We start from the raw sequence: 18,057 nt of genomic DNA, 5'->3' as shown, positions 1-18,057 counted from the left end.
GGCCCTTTCCGGGACCGTTGGCGACATGGATGTCGCCGACGAGCCCCCATGGATGGGTTTACGGCGTGTCCCGGAAAGGGCCTGCCCCCGGGCGCCGCGCGACCAGAACAAAAACGCCGAAGGGATTCAAGCGCGAACCAACCGCCCCCCAGCCAAACGCAACGAAGCGCTACGCCCAGCCTTCAGGTCGACAGAAACCACCTGCTCCCCATAGACCAGCTCATACCGGCCACCGGAATCACTACGCAGCACAGCCTCGACCAACACCCCCTCAGCCCAGCGAAGGTCAACAGAGGCCGCCCCCCGCACTCGCAACCCCTTCACCTCGCCCCGCGGCCAGGCCTTCGGCAACGCGGGCAGCAGGAACACGCTCCCGCCCCAGCTCTGCAGCAGCATCTCGGTGATCCCGGCGGTGCCGCCGAAATTGCCGTCGATCTGGAACGGCGGATGCGCATCGAACAGGTTCGGATAGCTGCGCTCCGGCGCCAGCAGCAGCTGCAGGATGTGGTACGCGTGCTCCCCGTCGCGCAACCGCGCCCACAGGTTCAACCGCCAACCGATTCCCCAACCGGTGGCATTGTCCCCGCGGATCTCCAGCGAACGTCGCGCCGCCGCCGCCAGGGCCGGCGTATCGCGCACGTTGATCTGGCTGGAAGGATGCAACGCATACAGATGCGATACGTGCCGATGGTGGATCTCCGGCGCTTCCATGTCCCAGTCCTGCTGCCACTCCTGCAGCTGCCCTGCCTTGCCGATGCGGTTCGGCGGCAGCTGCTCGCGCAGCGCCACCAGCTTCTCCCCGAAGTCCGCATCGACCCCCAACAACTTGCCCATCGCCACGCATTGCGCGAACAGATCGCGCAGGATCTGCGCATCCATCGTCGGCCCCGCGCACAGCGCCGCCCCGAACGGATGCTGGTTCTCCGGCGAGATCGACGGGTTGGTCACCATCGCGCCAGTGCCCGGGTCGCGCACCAGCGTCGCCACGAAGAACGCCGCCGCGCCCTTGAACAGCGGGTAGATCTTTTCCAGGTACGCACGATCGCGCCCGTAATCCCAGCGGTCCCACAGCTGCTGCAGCAGCCATGCGCCACCGGTCGGCCACAGGCTCCACTGCGCCCCGTCGATGGGGCCGGCCGAACGCCACAGGTCGGTGTTGTTGTGCACCACCCAACCCGGCGCGTCGTACATCGCCCTGGCCGTATGCGCACCGGTCTGCGAGAGCTCGAACAACATCCGCTCCAGCGGCTCCACGCACTCGTGCAGCGCGTTGGCTTCCGCCGGCCAGTAGTTCATCTCGGTGTTGATGTTGACCGTGTACTTGCTCTCCCACGGCGGCGACATCAACTCGTTCCAGATGCCCTGCAGGTTCGCCGGCTGGCTGCCGGCGCGCGAACTGCAGATCAGCAGGTAGCGCCCGTACTGGTGGTACAGCGCCGCCAGCTGCGGGTCGCCGCCCGCGGCGAAGTCGCGCACGCGCTCGTGCGTCGGCCGCTGCATCGCCTCGCTGCGGCCCAGGTCGATCGCCACGCGACGGAACAGCGTGCGATGCGCGGCCAGGTGGTCTTCGCGCAGCGTGGCATACGGCACCTTGCGGGCGACGGCCAGCTGCGCGGCGGTGATCGCCAGCGGGTCGCCACTGACGTCGTCGAAACGCTTGTAGCTGGTCGCCGCGGTGAGCAGCAGCACCAGTTCGTCCGCGCCCTCGACGCGGATGCGGTCGCGCCGCAGCGTCACCTTGCCGCCCTTGGCCAGCGGCAGCACGCGCAGCGCAAACGACAGCTTGCCCTCGATGCCCTCGCGGCCGGGGTTGCGGCCGGCGAACAGGAGGCCGTCGCCGTCCACCGTGACCTCGCCGTCCTGCGGGCTGTCGATGCCCACACGCAGCGAGATGCCACCCGGCTTGTCGGTGCTCAGCCGCACCACGATGCATTGCGCATCGGGCGAGACAAACACCTCGCGCAGGTGGTTGCGCCCTTCCGAACGGAAGCGCGTGCTCGCCGTGGCGCTGTCCAGGTCCAGCTCGCGGCGATACCCGGCCGCGCCATCGGCGCGGTCGAAATCCAGCAGCAGGTCAGCCAGCGGCTGGTACGGCATCTGCTTCAGCGGGCGCGAAAGCATGCCCGCGTCGGCCAGCGCCTCGCCCTCGGCGTAGCGCCCGGCGAACACCAGCTCGCGCACCTTCGGCAACGTCTCCAGCGCCTTCGGGTTGGTGGCGTCATACGGACCGCCCGCGTACAGCGTGTCCTCGTTGAGCTGCAGGCGCTCATGCGCCAGCCCGCCCCACACCATCGCGCCGAGCCGGCCATTGCCGACCGGCAGCGCCTCCACCCATTCGGTGGCCGGGCGCGGATACCACAAGACCAGTTCGCCGTCCGGCGCCACCGGCGGCGGCACCGTCGGGAGGGGACGGTGCGCCGCCAGCGCGCCAGGGGCCGCCACCATCGCGGCGGCCCCCAGACCCACGGCCTTGCACAGTTCGCGACGACTCAGTTCCAAGGCCATGGGGTCGCTCCGCTTACTTGCGCTTCACGACGACTGCCTTGCCGGCGTACTGCACCTGCGTGTCGGCCTTCGGCTCGAGCTGGCCGGCGTCCTCGCGCGGGCCGCTGACGAAGCGCACCTTGAACGTGCGCTTGGCCTGCATGCCCGGCCACTGGCCTTCGCGCGCGCCGATGCGCAGCTCGCCCTTGGCCTCGTCCCACGCCAGCGGGATGCGGCTGAACTCGCCCTTCTCGTAGCCGTAGCCCAGGCCGTCATCCTCGTACAGCGAGAACGCACCGTCGGCGCCGGTGTAGACCACGATCGTCACCGGGGCGTCGGCCTGCTGGTCGACGTACTGCTGCACCGGGCCGGTCGGCACGATGGCGCCGGCACGCACGAACAGCGGCATGCGCTCGATCGGCGCATCGGCGGTGATCGACTGGCCACCCTCGTAGCGCTTGCCGGTGTAGAAGTCGAGCCAGGAGGTGCCGGCCGGCAGGTACACCGGACGCGAGGTGGCGCCAAACTCGGTGACCGGGGCGACCAGGAAGGCCGGGCCGAACAGGTACTCGTCGTTGAGGTCGGCGACCTTGGCGTCGTTCGGGAAGTCCATCATGAGGCCACGCATCATCGAGCCGTCGCGGTGATAGGTATCGCCGGCCAGGGTGTAGATGTAGGGCATCAGGGTGTAGCGCAGGCGGTCGTAGTACGCCATCGAGGCGTAGAACGGCGTGCCTTCCGGGGCGATGTTCCAGATCTCGCGGTACGGGAACTGGCCGTGCGAGCGGAACAGCGGCACGAACGCGCCGAACTGGAACCAGCGCGTCTGCAGCTCACGCCACTCCGGCAGGTGCGCCGGGTCCTGGGTCTCGTAGCGCTTCTCCACCGAGAAGCCGCCGATGTCGAAGGTCCAGTTCGGCAGGCCCGACATCGACAGGTTCACGCCGGCGGAGATCTGCTCCTTCATGTTGTCCCAGCGCGAGACGATGTCGCCACTCCACACCGCCACCGCGTTGCGCTGCGTGCCGGCATAGCCCTTGCGCGAGAGGATGAAGACGCGCTTGTTGTCGGCTTCGCGGTCGCCCTCGTAGACGCCGTGGGTGTGCGGCAACGGGAAGGCGTTGAAGTACTCGGTCGAGGAGCCCAGCGCGTTCGGGGTCAGGCGCTCCTTGCGGGTGCCCACGTCGAGGTTGGAATGGATGTCCGGCTCGTCGGCGTCCATCCACCAGGCATCGATGCCCTTGCTGTTGAGCTTCTCGTTGATCTGGCGCCAGTAGATCTTCTGCGCCTCGACCGCGAACGGGTCGTAGAAGGCGTTGAGGTAGCCGTTGCCGATCCAGTCCAGCTCGCCGGCATCCACGTTCTTGGTGAACATGTAGCCCTTCGACGCCAGCTCCTTGTAGTTCTCCGTGTTCGGATAGAACTTCGGCCAGATCGAAATCATCATGTGGGTGTTGTGGTCATGGAAGTACTTGACCATCGCATCCGGGTCGGGCCAGAACTGCTTGTCGAAATCGTGCGAGCCCCAGGCGTCCTGCGGCCAGTACGACCAGTCGAGCACGATGTTGTCCAGCGGCAGGTTGCGGCGGCGGTACTCGGCCACCACGTCCTCCATCTCCTTCTGGTTCTTGTAACGCTCGCGGCTCTGCCAGAAGCCGTAGGCCCACTTGGGCAGCAGCACGGCCTTGCCGGTCAGCTCGCGGTAGCCACCGATGACCTGGTCGGTGTTGGCGCCGGCCACGAAGTAGTAATCGATGATCTGGCCGGCCTCCGACCACAGCGACAGGTCCTTGGCCTCGGCCGCCGGCAGCGGGTCGCGGTGCAGCAGCGCGATGTAGCTCGGGTCGATCAGGTCCCACTCCACCTTGACGTGGTGGCGCTGGCCCGGCTCCAGTTCCAGGGTGAACTCGTGGTGCCACGGGTTCCAGTTCTGGCGCCAGCGGTCCAGCACCAGCTTGCCGTCCACCCACAGCTTGGCGTACTCGCTGGAGTACAGCGAGAAGCTGTGCTCGCCGCCGCTGAGCGCTTCGATGTCGCCTTCCCAGCTGACCGTGGCGCGCCCTTCCTTGGCCGGCTTGGCCTTGGCCGGGAACTTCACCAGGTCCTTGATGTATTCGTAGTTGATCTCGCTTTCGCGACGCTCCACCACCTGCTTGCCGTTGACCGAGTAACGCGCGGTCAGCGCACCAGGCTTGCCCTTGGCGTCATACAGCTTGAGCGACTTGTCCAGCGGCTGCAGGCCGCGCGGGTCGCCCAGGCGGGTGATCGAGTTGTTGTCCCACAGCAGGCCGTAGTTGCGGCTGGAGACGAGGAACGGCACGGCCAGGTCGATATTGCTCTGCAGCAGCTCGACGTTGCGGCCCTTCTGGTCCATCCAGCCCTGCTGGTGCTGGCCGAAGCCGTAGATGCCTTCGCCGTCCGGCGAGGTGAAGCGCTGGCGGGTGCTCAGCAGGCCATCCTTGCCGTCGACCTTGATCGGGGTGAACGTGCGGCCGCCGGCCACTTCGGAGAGCACTTCCTTGCCGTTGGCGTCGGTGAAGCTGACATGGCCATCGGCGGTGGAGACGTGCGCGGTGACCTTCGCGGTCTTCAGCTGCACTTCGCCGCCCTGCTCGGCCACCTGGAACGACGGCACCGGCTTGCCGGTCGGCGCGCGCATCAGGCTCTCGGAGCGCTTGAACTCGCCCTTCGGATCGGCGCTGACGCGGATGATGCCGTCATCGACCACCTGCAGCCGCACCGCGGCCGCACCGGCCTGCGCCGGCTTGACCACCACGCCTTCGGCGTTGCGCTGCACTTCCTGCGCGCCGGCGGTGCCGGCCAGTGCCAATGCCGCCAGCGAAACCGCCAGCCCCTGCGCCAGCGCACGCCGCTGGATACCCTGATTGCCGTGTCGCATGTTCACTCCCTATCGGTAATGCGTGAGCGGCGCGCCGATGCTTGGCCGGCGCGCCATTGGATTTATTTCCAGGTCGCCAGCTTGATCTTGAGCAGCGTGTCGGCGCTGGAGAAGTTGACGCCGTAGTCGGTCTGGTCGCCGTTCCAGTTGCGCTGGAACACCCAGTTGCCGTCCGCGTCGTAATGCCCTTCCTCGACGCGGTCGTAGACCATGTTGGCGGTCGCCTCGCTGGCCGGATGCAGGGTCACGCGCGCGTGGTAGCCAGTGACCAGGAACTCGTCCGGGCCGATCTCGGCGATCAGCGCCGCGCCCACCGGCTCCGGGTTGCCCGGCGGTTCGCCCTGGAACCAGAACTGCGGCACGCCGTACATGATCGTCGCCGACCAGCGGTCGTTGAGCTGGATTTCCTGCACCGCCTGGCCCGGCTGCTCGGCCACGCCGTGCAGCTTGCCCTCGCTGGAGGCCTTGGCGAACGCCGGGAAGCCCAGCTTGACCAGCCGGTAGCCCAGCGCGAACGGCGCCAGCGCGTCCTTGTCGACATGCTTGGCGCCGAGCGGGAAGTTGCTGTAGCGCGTGTAGTCGATGCCGAACGCCGACCAGCCGATGCCGTCGTGGCCCAGGGTCGGGAACAGGTAGCGCGCGTACTCGGCCTTGTTGCCGGTTTCGGCGACGAACAGCGGGTTGTCCGGGCGTGCGTAGCGGTCGAGCACCGTGGTGTACATCAGGTACTCGGGCATGTAGATGTCCGGGGCCAGCAGGTCGATGTGCGGGCCAGCGGCCTTCCACACGTCGAGCACGTTGTCGGTCGGGCCGCCGCTGGCGTACTTGCCGGGCTGGCCGGGGTTGAACGGGCCGCGCAGCGCGCCGTTGACGTACATCGGCAGCGGGTAGACGGCCTTGCCGGCCTCGGCGACCTGGTCGATGAAGCGGCCGATGTGCCAGGCGTGGAAGAACTCGTCGGCGTCCTGTCCGAACACCTGCGACCAGGTGCCCGGCTGCTTGCCGAGCTTCTTCAGCAGTTCTTCCGGCACCGGGCCGTTGAACGCTTCCTGCGCCATCGGCGAGAAATCGCGCACGCTGCCGTAGGTGCCCGGCTCGTTCTCCGGCTGCACCATGATGACGGTGCGCTGCGGGTCGGCCTGCTTGAGGTGCTTCATCAACGCCACGAAAGCCTTGCGGTCGGCTTCCAGCGTTTCCTTGCCCAGCGGCGAGAGCGAGCCGATGCTGCGGCCGTCGGCGGTGACCACGCGCGGGAAGCGCTGGTTGTCGGTCTTCACCCAATGCGGGGTGTAGGCCGGGCCGTTGTTCTTCCAGGTACCGAACCACAGCAGCACCAGGCGCACGTCATGCTCGCGCGCCTGCGCCAGCAGGGTGTCGACGAAGGAGAAATCGAACTTGCCCTCCTCCGCTTCGATCTGCTCCCACGCGATCGGCACCTGCACGGTGTTCGGGCCGATATCGGCCATCGCCGGCCACACCTGTTCCAGCGCGGCGGGATAGTTGGAGGAGTTGTTCACCTGCGCGCCGAGGATCAGGTACGGCTTTCCGTCCACCAGCAGCGTGTGCTTGCCGTCCTGGCTGACGAGCTGCGGGATCGGCGCTTCCTTGCCCTGCGGCGCGGCGCCCTGGGCGGGCGTGGCGGCGGCTGAGGCGTCGGCGTTGGCCGGCGCGGCGGCCTGCTCGGTGCGCTGGCAGGCGGCCAGGGCCAGCAGCAGCATCGCCGGCAGGACCAGCGGGCGCAGGGCGCGGGCGTGGCGGGAAGAAGAATGCGTCATGCGGAAGGTCTCCGTTTACCAGCTGTCGGATCGGAACGGCGAAGCAGGCAGCTGCTCGCGGTTGACGAGATTGGCGGTGGGGCTGCCGTGCCAGCCGTAGCGCACGGCCACCGGCTGCTGCACGGCCTCGCTGCGCACGACGACGCGGTCGCCCTCGATGCGCGCCTGCGCGGGGTGGAACGTGCGGTCGGCGCCGGCCACCGCGAAGCCCTGCAGCTCTCCGCCGCCGCGCACGGCCAGCGCGCTGCCCTGCAGGTCGAAGCGCAGCGTGGCGGCGCCGTCGGCGAACTGCGCGCCGCTGAACACCGGGCCGCTGTAGACCAGCGTCTGGCCATAGGCGACATGGCGCGCGGCCAGGGCCAGGCGGTGGCCGACGTCGCGCTTGTTGGTCGGGTGGATGTCGTTCGGGTTGCCGATGTCGATGATGACCGCCTGGCCGGTGGCCGGCAGCGACAGCGTCTTCGACTGCGATTCGCGCAGCAGCGCCCACGGGCTGGTGTCGCCCTGGTCGGAGTGGTCGTCGAAGTTGGCCAGCTGCACCCACAGGAACGGCAGCTTCGGCGCGTGCCGATCGGCGCGCCAGCCGCGGATCATCGTCGGGAACTGCTCGGCGTAATGCACGGCGGCATGGTTGGCGAGCTTGGCGTTGGTTTCGCCCTGGTACCAGATCACGCCGCGCACCGGGTAACGCTGCAGCGGGTGGATCATCACGTTGTAGAGCAGCGTCGGCTGCAGGTTCTTGTCGTCGATGGCCGAAACGGTGCCGTGCTCCGGACGGAACTTCCACGCCCCGTCGATCGGCCGCCGCGTGCCGCCCTGCGGCTGCACGTACAGCTCGTCGGCCTCGCCATGGATGCCGCCGCCGCCACCGGTATCGAGCACCTTCACCGCGATGACGTTGCGTCCGGCATGCAGCGCGCTCGCCGGCACGGCATAGGCGCGCAGCGTGTCGTAGCTGTTCTCGGTATGGCCGACGGGCTGGCCGTTGACGAAGGTGGTGTCGGTATCGTCGATGCGCGCCACGCCGAGCGTGACGCCGCGCTTGGCCTCGGCTGCGGTCAGCGTGAAGCTGCTGCGGTACCACGCCACGCCATCCATGCCGGCGTAGCCGACGCTTTCCCAGTTGGCCGGCACCGGGATGCTGTCCCAATCCTTGTCGTCATACGCCGGCGCGCGCCAGCCTTCGCTGCTCTGCCCGGCGGGCAGGCTGTAGCGGGCGAGCTTTTCGCGTGCGCCCGCGAGGGCGGCTTCATCGCGGCGGCGCATCTCGTCGCCCTGGCGCGCCAGGCCGGCCGCGTCGATGCCCTGCGAGGCCGCGTCCATCCACGCCTCGATGGCGCTGCCGCCCCAGGTGCTGTCGATGATGCCGATCGGCACGCCAGTGCTCTCGCGCAGGTCCTGCGCGAAGTAGTAGCCCACCGCCGAGAACTGCGGCGCATTGGCCGGCGTGGCGAGCTGCCAGCGGCCGCCGGCCAGTTCGTCCTCCGGCTGCGCCGACCACGACTTGGGCACCTTGAAATGGCGGATCTTCGCGTCATGCGCGGACGCCACGGCCGCCGCGCCGCCGTCGGATTTCTCCAGCGGGAATTCCATGTTCGACTGGCCGCTGGCCAGCCACACGTCGCCGACGAGGATGTCGGCCACCTTCAACGTCGCGCCATCGCCCTGCACCTGCAGCACGTACGGGCCACCGGCGGCATGCGCCGGCAGCGTCGCCTGCCACTGGCCCTTCGCATCGGCCTTGGCCCTGGCCTGCTGGCCGTCCAGGCTCACCGTCAGCGTCGCGCCGGGCGTGGCCCAGCCCCACACGGGAATCGGCTGCTCGCGCTGCAGCACGGCGCCTTCGCCGAACAGCAGCGGCAGGCGCGGCGCGGCGGCGGCCGGCAGGGCCACGCCCGCGGCGAGCACCAGGACGAGGCGGCGAAGCGGGAACGTCATCGGGAATCTCCATAGAAAATGCCACGGCCGCCGGTGGCGAAGTACACCCGCCCGGGAATGCGCGGGTCGCCGGTGATGGCGTAGGGACGGCCGAAACGATGCGCGTCGTCGTCGATGCGCTGCCAGTGTGCGCCCTCGTCGGCCGAGCGGAACACGCCGCTCACCCCGTCGATGCGACCGGCCAGGTACAGGGCCGGCGGTGCGCCCGGCGCGAGCGGCGCGCCCAGGCCCAGGGCGCGCGCCTCTTCCATCGTGGCGAGCGTGCGCAGCTGGCCATCCTGCCAGCGCTGCACGCCCTTGGCCGGGCTGGCGAGGTACACCACGCCGGCGCGCCAGGGGTCGGGCCGCAGCTGCGGCCGCGTGCGCTCCACGCGCGAAGGCAGGCCTACGTCCAGCCCAGTGCCGGTGAACGACAGCCCGCCATCGGTGCTGGTGAAGAATTCGCCAGTAGCCGCATCCACGCCATACCAGCGCCGCGGATCGACGCGGTCAGCCTCGATGAGGATCGTCGCGGGCACGCCGCGCACGGGCTGCCAATGCACGCCGAAGTCGTCGGTGGCCCAGGCGCCCTGCCCGTTCACCGGCGTCCAGACCACGCGCTGGCCGTCGGCGCCGATGGCCAGGTGGCCGGCGCCCTCGCCCTGCGGCGGCTCGCTGGCGAACGCCTGCCAATGCGCGCCGCCATCGCGCGAGACCTGCGCGCGGATTTCGTTGTGGCGGCGGTTGCGCACGGTGCCGCTGCGCACCACCACCTGCGGCTGCTGGCCGGCGGCATCGATGCTTTCGCCGTTGGTCAGGCGCGGGCCTGCGTACTGCATCCGCGCGCGGTCGAGGTCGTCGTGGCGGAAGCCGTCGATGTCGCCCAGTGCGCTGAGCAGGTGCGCGCCGGCCATCGGGCTGTGCAGGTCGAGGGGAACCGTTTCTTCCAGGCCGGTGTCCTGGAACCACCATTGCAGTGGGGTGTGGCCGTCATCGGCGGCGCGCAGGTTACGCGAGGCCCAGATGCCGTAGCCGGTGACGAACAGCGCGTGGTCGCTGTCGCGGGGATCAATCACCACCGAGGCCATCCAGTGGGGGTACGCCTGCACCGTCCACGGTGCGTTGGAATGATCGAATTCGGAAGCATCGAACAATGGCCGCCAGGTACTGCCGCCATCCAGGCTGCGGAACAGGTCGTCGTGCGGCGCATAGCGGCGGAAGCTGCTGGCCAGCAGCACGCGCGGGTCATGCGGATCGACCGCGATCGCGCCCCAGCCGAAACCCGGGCCCTGCGCGGGCTGTGGTTCGGGGCTGATGTCGGTCCAGCGGTGGCCGCGCGGCTGGTACTTCCACAGCGCGCCGTTGGCCATCAGGTCCGGGCCGGGTTCGTCGCCATAGGTGAGATACCAGCTGCCATCACCACCGGGCACCATGTGGCTCGGGCGGAACTGCGTCGGCTGGCCGGCGACCGGCTGCCAGTGCGCGCCACCGTCCTCGGAGACGAACACGCTCTGTCCGGTCGTGGAGACGCCGGCATACAGGCGCGGCGTCGCGCGGCCGGGCTTGCCGCTGGCCGCATCGAAGGCGATGAAGACGATGCCGACCTTCTGCTCGCGTCCGCCGTGGTTGCGCGCACGCGAACCCGGCGCGGTGGCCGCATCGGGGAAGGACGCCACGCGCTGCCAGCTTTCGCCGCGGTCGCTGCTGCGCCACAGGCCGGAATCACGCGAACCCAGGAACAGGATGCGGCCATCATGCGGGTCGACCGCGATGCGCTCGCCGTTGCCGCGGCCCAGTTCGTTGCCGCCGAGCTTGAACGGCAGATCGGTGCGCGCGAACGTGCGGCCGCGATCATGCGAGCGCAGGATCGCCGCATTGCCGGCGCGTTCGTGCATGTAGGTACCGGCGGCCAGGTACAGCGCGTCCGGGTCGTTCGCATCGACGGCCAGGCCATCGATGCCCATGAGATTCTCGTCCTCGGCGCCGATCCAGTCGGTCAGCGCGATCCAGCGCTGCTGCGCCGCATCCCAGCGATAGGCGCCACCGACATCGGTGCGCGCGTACAGCAGGTTCGGTTCGGACGGGTGGAACACCAGGCCGCTGACGAAGCCGCCGCCACCGATGGCGACGCTGCGCCACTGGTACGGCACTGCTTCCACCGCCCACGCGGGGGCGGCGCACAGCCACAACACCCATACCCACGCGAGACGTCGGCACGCGTCGGCAAAAGTCTGGCAGGCACGGGGCATGGACTTGCCCATCGGTCGTCAGGCTCCCCTAGCTGGCCGATGGAGATTCCATCGGAGGTAAAACACCGATCCGGCGGCGCAAGGCACGCCGGATCGGAGACGCACTTCCTACGGCGCGTTTAGTAGCTGGCCCGCACGGTGAAGCCGTAGCGACGGTCGTTGATCACGAAGTCGCGGTAACGGGATTCGAAGCCCGTGTAGCTTTCCAGGCGGGTATCCAGCAGGTTGGTGCCGTCCAGCGAGACCGACCACACATCGTTGATGTTGTAGCGGATCGAGGCGTCCAGCTGGCCGAAGCCCTTGTTGTAGACCGGCAGGTTGCCGGTGCCGTTGCCGGCCGTGGTCACCAGCCAGTCGCTGCGCCAGTTGTACGCGGCACGGGCCTGGAACTTGGACTTCTCGTAGCTGAGGATGACGTTGTAGCTGTTCTTGGACAGGCCTTCCAGCGGCACGATCAGCGGGTTGCCTTCGTTGTCGGTGGCGCTCGGGCTCGGCGCTTCCGAATTGACGTAGGTGTAGTTGGTCTGCAGGCCGAAGCCGTTCAGCCAACCCGGCAGGAAGTCGAAGAACTGGGTGTAACCCACTTCGGCGCCCTTGATGGTGCCTTCGTCGCCGTTGACCGGACGGGTCACGTGGACCACGCGGCCGCCGTAGGTTTCGTCGAACACGGCGTTGGCGATGAAGCCCTTGACCTTCTTGTAGAACACGGTGCCGTACAGCATCGAGCCCTTGCCGAAGTACCACTCCAGCGCGGTGTCGAACTGGTCGGCCGTCATCGGCTTCAGGTTCGGGTTGCCGGACGAGGCGTAGATGTCACCCCCCGTGGCGTTGTCGGCGAAGGACAGGTTCGGGTTGAGCTTGTCGAAGCCCGGGCGCGACAGGCCGCGCGAGGCCGCGAAGCGCCACTGCAGGTTGTCGGCCAGGAACCAACGCAGGTTCAGGCTCGGCAGCACGTCGGTGTAGGTCTGGCTGACGCTCATCGGGATCAGGCCGCCGCCCTCGGCGTCGGTGCCGCTGCGCACGCCGTCGGAGGTGACTTCGGTACGCACGATGCGCACGCCGATGTTGCCGTCGAACGGCACGCTGCCGCCATCCACGCCGAACCGCAGCAAGCCGTACGCGGTGTAGGTCTTCTCGGTCTGGGTGTTGATGTTGGTCGGCCCGAACACGATCGGGTCGGCGCCGAAGGTCGCCAGGGTCTGGTCGTAGTTCTCCACCGCCGAGTCAGCCGCGGTGTAGGTCGGCCCGAACACGTAGCTGCCGTTGCGGAAGAAGTCAGTGATCGGGTTCTGGACCAGCTGCACGCTCGGGTAGTCCGAGAACGGCGCGCCGGCGCAGCCGTTGAGGCACATGAAGCGCCACACGTTGCCCTTGTTGGTCGCGTCGCGGTCGGTGTAGCGCACACCAGCCTTGAAGCTGCGCGCGAAGCCGTCGTCGAACGCCAGGTCCATGTCCGAACGCCAGGCGAACTCGGTGCCCTTGTTGTCGTCCTTGTTGTCCAGGTGCCACTTCCAACCCACGTAGTTGCTCGGGTCGTTGAGGTAGGTGTTGTTACCGGCGGCATCGGTCACGGACAACCGCGGCAGGTCGCCGCTCAGGTCCATGGTGTAGTACGGCACGTTGTTCATGCCGGTGGCCAGGATGTAGCGCGTGCCCTTGGTGGTCGCGTCCACGTACTGGAAGTCGGTGCTCAGGTTCAGGCGATCATTCACTCGCCAGGTGGCACCGGCCGAGTAGTCGGTGGTGACCGAGTGGCGGGTGGTGAGGCTGGTGTTCGAGTCGGCCGGCGTGTCCTTGAAGGTGCCGCTGACGAACTCGTTGTTCTCGTTGGTGACGATGTCGGAGGCGCCGATCATCGGGTTGCCGTTGCCGTAGACGAAGAACGAGTAGTCGTGCCACTGGAAGTCGTAGTCCGAACGCATCACCTGCGCGTAGACCTCGACGTCGTCGTTCGGGCGCCACTGCAGCGCGGCCGAGCCGGTCTTGCGCTTGCGGTCGCCTTCGGTGGTGTTGATGCCGGCGCCGCGCGGAACGTAGACCTCCTGGCCCTCATGGCCCGGCATGTCGGTCTGCACCCACCACGGTTCGATGGAGATGGTGTCCTGGCGGAACGAGCCGTCCTGCTGCGACAGATTCACCAGCAGGCCGATCTCGCCGATGCCGGTCTGCCAGCGGTCGGAGAACAGGCCCGAGAAGGCGGTCTCGCCCTTGTCGGCCAGGTCGTAGTAGTTGTACTGGGCGCTGCCGGCGATCTTCATGCCGTCGTAGTCGAACGGCAGGCGGGTGCGCAGGTCGACGGTGCCGCCCAGGCCGCCTTCGATCATGTCGGCGGATGGGTTCTTGTAGACGTTGATGCCGGCCAGCAGTTCGGCCGAGACGTCTTCGAAGCTCAGGCCGCGGCCGTCGTTGGCGGTGAAGATGTCACGGCCGTTGAGCTCGGTGCGGACCTGGGTCAGGCCGCGGATGGCGATGGTGCTGCCTTCGCCGTAGCTGCGCGCGATCTGGATGCCCGAGATGCGCTGCAGGGCTTCGGCGACGTTATTGTCGGGGAGCTTGCCGATGTCTTCGGCGACGATGGAGTCGACGATCTGCTCGGCGTTCTGCTTGACCAGCTGGGCCTTGGTGACCGAGCTGCGGGTGCCGGTGACCTGGACGGTGTCGAGCTGGGTAGCGGCGGTATCGGCCGGCTTGTCTTCCTGGGTGGCGTCCTGGGCGTAGGCCTGGGCGCTCAGCAGCGCGGCGACGCTCACGGCCATGACCGAACGACGGAAGTTACGGATCGAACGCGAACCCACGACCGAGCCTGCCGGAACGTGGCGGTATTGCACTGACATGGTGCTCCCTCCCAGGACGCATGTACTGAATTTTTTGGCGGTGGTCACACGGGATGTGTGCCTGCCCTCGATTTTTGTTTGCGGCTGTTCCGGCCTAAGTCCTGTGGCGTCGGTCTCGGAAGGTGGCTCGGGACGGATGTACCCCTACCCACGTTCAGCTGCGGCGGCAGGATAGGCTCGGCCTCCCATGCCATACCAATGAAATATTGGGCGGCAAGTATAAACATTTCGTATACGGCGCTTCTGGCATGGCTTGACGGTGACTGGAAGGCTGTCTTGCCGTGGCCGTAGCGGTCATGCGCGGCGAAGGGTCGCGCACGTGACTGACGGTTCGGCGCGCGGCATCCGGTGGCGGCCCCGGGTCGGGACACGCCGTGAACCCATCCATGGGGGCTCGTCGGCGACATCCATGTCGCCAACGGTCCCGACCCGGGGCCGCCACCGAATGCCCGATCGGCCAACGCCACGGATCGAAATTCAAAACCATCACACCCCAACAATCCCCGCGACCTGCCCCGCCGACCGAGGCACGTTCTGCCAGCCGCACACGCAGCGTGGCCGGATGCACGGCTTTCGCTTGTGCCTTTGATGTTCGATCCGCCCACGGTGGACTGTGGGGTGGCCGGTGGCGGCGCCTTGCCGGGACCGTTGGCGACATGGATGTCGCCGACGAGCCCCCATGGATGGGTTCACGGCGTGTCCCGGCAAGGCGCCGCCACTGGCCGCCGAGCGGTGACCCATGCGCGTGGCGCTCTTGGCGAAGATGCAAGCTCGCGAGAGAAGCCAGGACCCCAAAGCCCGCGAACGCGGGCAAAAAAAGAAGGGGCCGCGAAGCGGCCCCAACCAATCCCCCCTCTTACCAGCTAGCCCGCAACACCAGCGAATACCGCCGGTCATTGACGAACCACCCGCGCGTATAGAGCCGCGTATCCACCTCCCCATCCGCATACGACGTCGGCCCCATCAGCACCTTGGTCGTCGAATCGGTCAGGTTGTTGGCCTGGATCCCCAGCTGCCAATGGTCGTCGAAGCGATAGAACGCCGACCCATCGAGCTGCCCGTAATCGTCCGCCCATGTGGGCAGGTGCGTCGCCGCATCGCTGGTCGTCAGCAGGTAGCGCGACCGCCAGTTGTACGCCAACCGGATCGACCACGGCCCCTTCTCGTAGATGCCCGCGATGTTGTAGCTGCGCCGCGACAACCCCTCCAGCGGCAGCTTCACCCCCGTCACCGTCGTGTTGCTGTACGGATCGGTCGCCGTGTTCACGCCACCGGAGCTGTCCACGAACGTGAAGTTGCCGGTCACGCCGAACCCGCTCAGCCAGCCCGGCAGCGAATCGAAGAACTGCGTGTAGCCCAGCTCGAAACCCTGGATCACGCCCTTGTCCATGTTGTACGGCCGCGTTACCAGCCAGTCCTGGTCGCCATAGGTTTCCGTGCGCGTCTGCGTGGAGAAATAATTTTTCACGTCCTTGTAGAACAACGTCGCATACAGCAGGTCGCTGTTGTCGAAGTACCACTCCAGCGCCGTGTCGAACTGGTTGGCCGTCATCGGCTTGAGGTCGGGATTGCCCGCCGTGCCCGTCCAGTCGGACACCGTGCCGTCGGTCTCCGTCGTCGCCGCCAACTGCAGGTAGGCCTGCAACTGCGTGAAGTCCGGCCGCGCCATCGCCCGCGAAGCCGCCACGCGCCACTGCAGGTCGTCGCGCAGCTTGAAGCGCACGTTGAGGCTCGGCAGCACGTCGGTGTACTGGCCGCGCGAATTGGTGCTGAAGTATTGGCCGTGGTACAGCGCCTTCAGCGCATCGGACGCCGCCGTCGCCGACAGGTCCGGATAAATGCCGTAGCCGTCGGCCTGCGTCTTGGTCTGCACGATGCGCACGCCGACATTGCCGTCCACCGGAATGCCCAGCGCCTCGTCATTGCCGAAGTACACCATCGCGTAGGCCGCCTCGGTGCGCTCGAACTGGCGATTGGTGTCCTGCAGGTTGTACTGGTCCGGCGCCCAGCCCCAGCCGCGCAGGTCGTAGAACTGCTGGAACATCTCCGAGGTCGCCGCGTAGTTCTTGGCCAGCGAATCCACCGGGAACTGCAGGTTGCCCGGCAGGTTGACCTTGCCGCGGAAGAAGTTCGGGAACGTGTACAGGTGCGCCGAGCCGCTCAGGTACGCATCCAGCGTCGCCAGGCCGCTGGCCGTGGTCGGGATGGTCGCCCAGTTGTCGGTCAGCACGCCCCAGTTGTAGCCGGAGTTCTTGTTGGTCTGCGTGCGGTCGGTGGCGCGCAGGCCGAAGCGGGCGAAACGCAGCCAGCTGCTGTCCTGGAAGGTGTATTCCAGGTCCACGCGGGTGGACAGCTGGCGGCCGCGGTTCTTGGCCAGGTGGTCCATGGCCGCTGCCCAGAAGTAGTTCGACGGGTCGGCCGCATAGGCCGGATCATCGATGCTCACGCTGGGGTACTTGCCCGACAGGTCGTAGCTCAGGCCCGGCAGGTAGGTGGCGGTGAAGACGGTGAAGTCGAGGTTGTCGCTCTCCGACTGCACCAGCTGCATGTCGCCCTTCAGCACCAGGTTGTCGTTGAGGTAGTGGCTGAAACCGGCCGACAGGTCCGAGGTGGTGGTCTGCTGCTCGGCATAGCGGTTGTCGGTATTGAAGCGCACGCCATCGGTGGTGAGGTTGCCGCGCCACGAGCTGGATACCGGCGAGCCGCTGACGAACACGCCATTGTCGTCGTACTGGAACGTGGTGCCGGCCGCCGGCACGATGGCGTCGTTGCTGTCGTTGAAGAACGCCGCGCGCTCCTGCCAGTTCATGTCGTACTTCGAACGCAGGTACTGCACGTAGACTTCGGTGGCGTCGCTCGGCCGCCACTGGAACGCCGCGCCGATGCCATCGCGCTTGCGGTGGAAGTCCAGCTCGCGCCAGTTGATGCCGCCCGGCACGTAGACCTGGTCGAAATCCGTGCCGGCCAGCACGGCGTCATCGGTGCGGCGCACGAACGGCTCGACCTGGATGCCGTCCGAGCGCGTGGCCAGTTCCGAATGCGCCACGTCGATGAGGAAGCCCATCTCGCCCAGGCCGGTCTGCCAGCGGTTGGAGTACAGGAACGAGGCCGAGGGCTTGTATTCCTTGCTGAAGTCGCCGTAGTTGACGTCGGCGGTGCCGCCGATCAGCTGGCCTTCCTGGTCGAACGGCTTGCGCGTGCGCAGGTTCACCGTGCCGCCGAGGCCGCCTTCGATGATCTCGGCCGAAGGGTTCTTGTAGACGTCCACGCCGGCCATCAGTTCGGCCGGCACGTCCTCGAAGCTGAGCCCGCGGCCGCTGGCGGCGCTGAAGATGTCGCGCCCGTTGAGCTCGCCGCGCACCTGGGTCAGGCCGCGGATCATCACGCCCGAGCCTTCGGCGGAGAAATGGTCCGGGTCGTTGCGCGCCATGAAGTGGTCGATGGTCACGCCGGAGACGCGCTGCAGCGTCTCGGTGACGCTGCGGTCCGGCAGCGCGCCGATGTCCTCGGCGCTGACCGAATCGACGATCTGCTCCGAGTCGCGCTTGATGACTTGCGAGGCGATCAGGCTCGCCCGCACGCCGCGCACTTCCACGGTATCCAGGTCCACGGCCTGGCGCTTGCCGTCCTTGCCGGCGGTGGTCTTGCTGGTCTTGGTGTTGGCCGCGTCGTCCTGCGCGGCGGTGGCGTCCTGCGCCCAGGCCGGCGTCGCCAGCTGCAGGGCAATAGCCGCAGCCAGCAGGCTGCGCGAAGAAAAGGCCAAGCGGTTCCGGCGCACGCGCGGCCCTGCCGGCGTACGGCTCAATACGATCGACATCGCAGTTCCCTCCCAGGACGAACGATGAAAAATTGAGTTGTGGTGTCGGAAGGCAGGGTCGCGACCGCCCCACTCCCGCCTT

At 67.7% G+C, this 18,057-nt stretch carries 7 protein-coding genes; all 7 read right to left on the bottom strand.

What is annotated here, in order from left to right; genetic code table 11:
- Nucleotides 1-126 precede the first annotated feature (126 nt).
- The 7 genes from ARC20_RS03750 to ARC20_RS03720 all read right to left on the bottom strand — a co-directional run bounded on the left by ARC20_RS03750 (nt 127) and on the right by ARC20_RS03720 (nt 17,975).
- Nucleotides 127-2,505, bottom strand: a complete 2,379-nt coding sequence (locus ARC20_RS03750; protein ID WP_057644526.1) for a glycoside hydrolase family 95 protein — start codon at nt 2,503-2,505, stop codon at nt 127-129.
- Between the two features lie 13 nt (nt 2,506-2,518).
- Nucleotides 2,519-5,383 (bottom strand): TIM-barrel domain-containing protein, encoded by a 2,865-nt coding sequence (locus ARC20_RS03745; protein ID WP_057644540.1) that lies wholly within the window; start codon nt 5,381-5,383, stop codon nt 2,519-2,521.
- Between the two features lie 62 nt (nt 5,384-5,445).
- Nucleotides 5,446-7,158, bottom strand: a complete 1,713-nt coding sequence (locus tag ARC20_RS03740; RefSeq protein ID WP_057644524.1) for a GH35 family beta-galactosidase — start codon at nt 7,156-7,158, stop codon at nt 5,446-5,448.
- A gap of 15 nt (nt 7,159-7,173) precedes the next feature.
- Nucleotides 7,174-9,096, bottom strand: a complete 1,923-nt coding sequence (locus ARC20_RS03735) for a sialate O-acetylesterase (protein ID WP_057644522.1) — start codon at nt 9,094-9,096, stop codon at nt 7,174-7,176.
- The gene (locus tag ARC20_RS03730; RefSeq protein WP_338062957.1) at nt 9,093-11,324 is read right to left on the bottom strand and encodes a WD40/YVTN/BNR-like repeat-containing protein; all 2,232 of its coding nucleotides are present in this window, start codon (nt 11,322-11,324) and stop codon (nt 9,093-9,095) included. The genes ARC20_RS03735 and ARC20_RS03730 overlap by 4 nt, the downstream gene beginning before the upstream one ends.
- A gap of 119 nt (nt 11,325-11,443) precedes the next feature.
- Nucleotides 11,444-14,080, bottom strand: coding sequence for a TonB-dependent receptor (locus ARC20_RS03725; protein ID WP_425480271.1), 2,637 nt, complete (start codon nt 14,078-14,080; stop codon nt 11,444-11,446).
- 934 nt (nt 14,081-15,014) lie between these two features.
- On the bottom strand, nt 15,015-17,975 hold the full coding sequence (locus ARC20_RS03720) for a TonB-dependent receptor (RefSeq protein ID WP_081418014.1): 2,961 nt from the start codon (nt 17,973-17,975) through the stop codon (nt 15,015-15,017).
- Between the last annotated feature and the right edge of the window lie 82 nt (nt 17,976-18,057).

The organism is Stenotrophomonas panacihumi (assembly GCF_001431645.1).
Lineage (GTDB): Bacteria > Pseudomonadota > Gammaproteobacteria > Xanthomonadales > Xanthomonadaceae > Stenotrophomonas_A > Stenotrophomonas_A panacihumi.
Note: the sequence above shows the minus strand (reverse complement) of the source record. Positions and strands in the feature narration are given on the sequence as shown.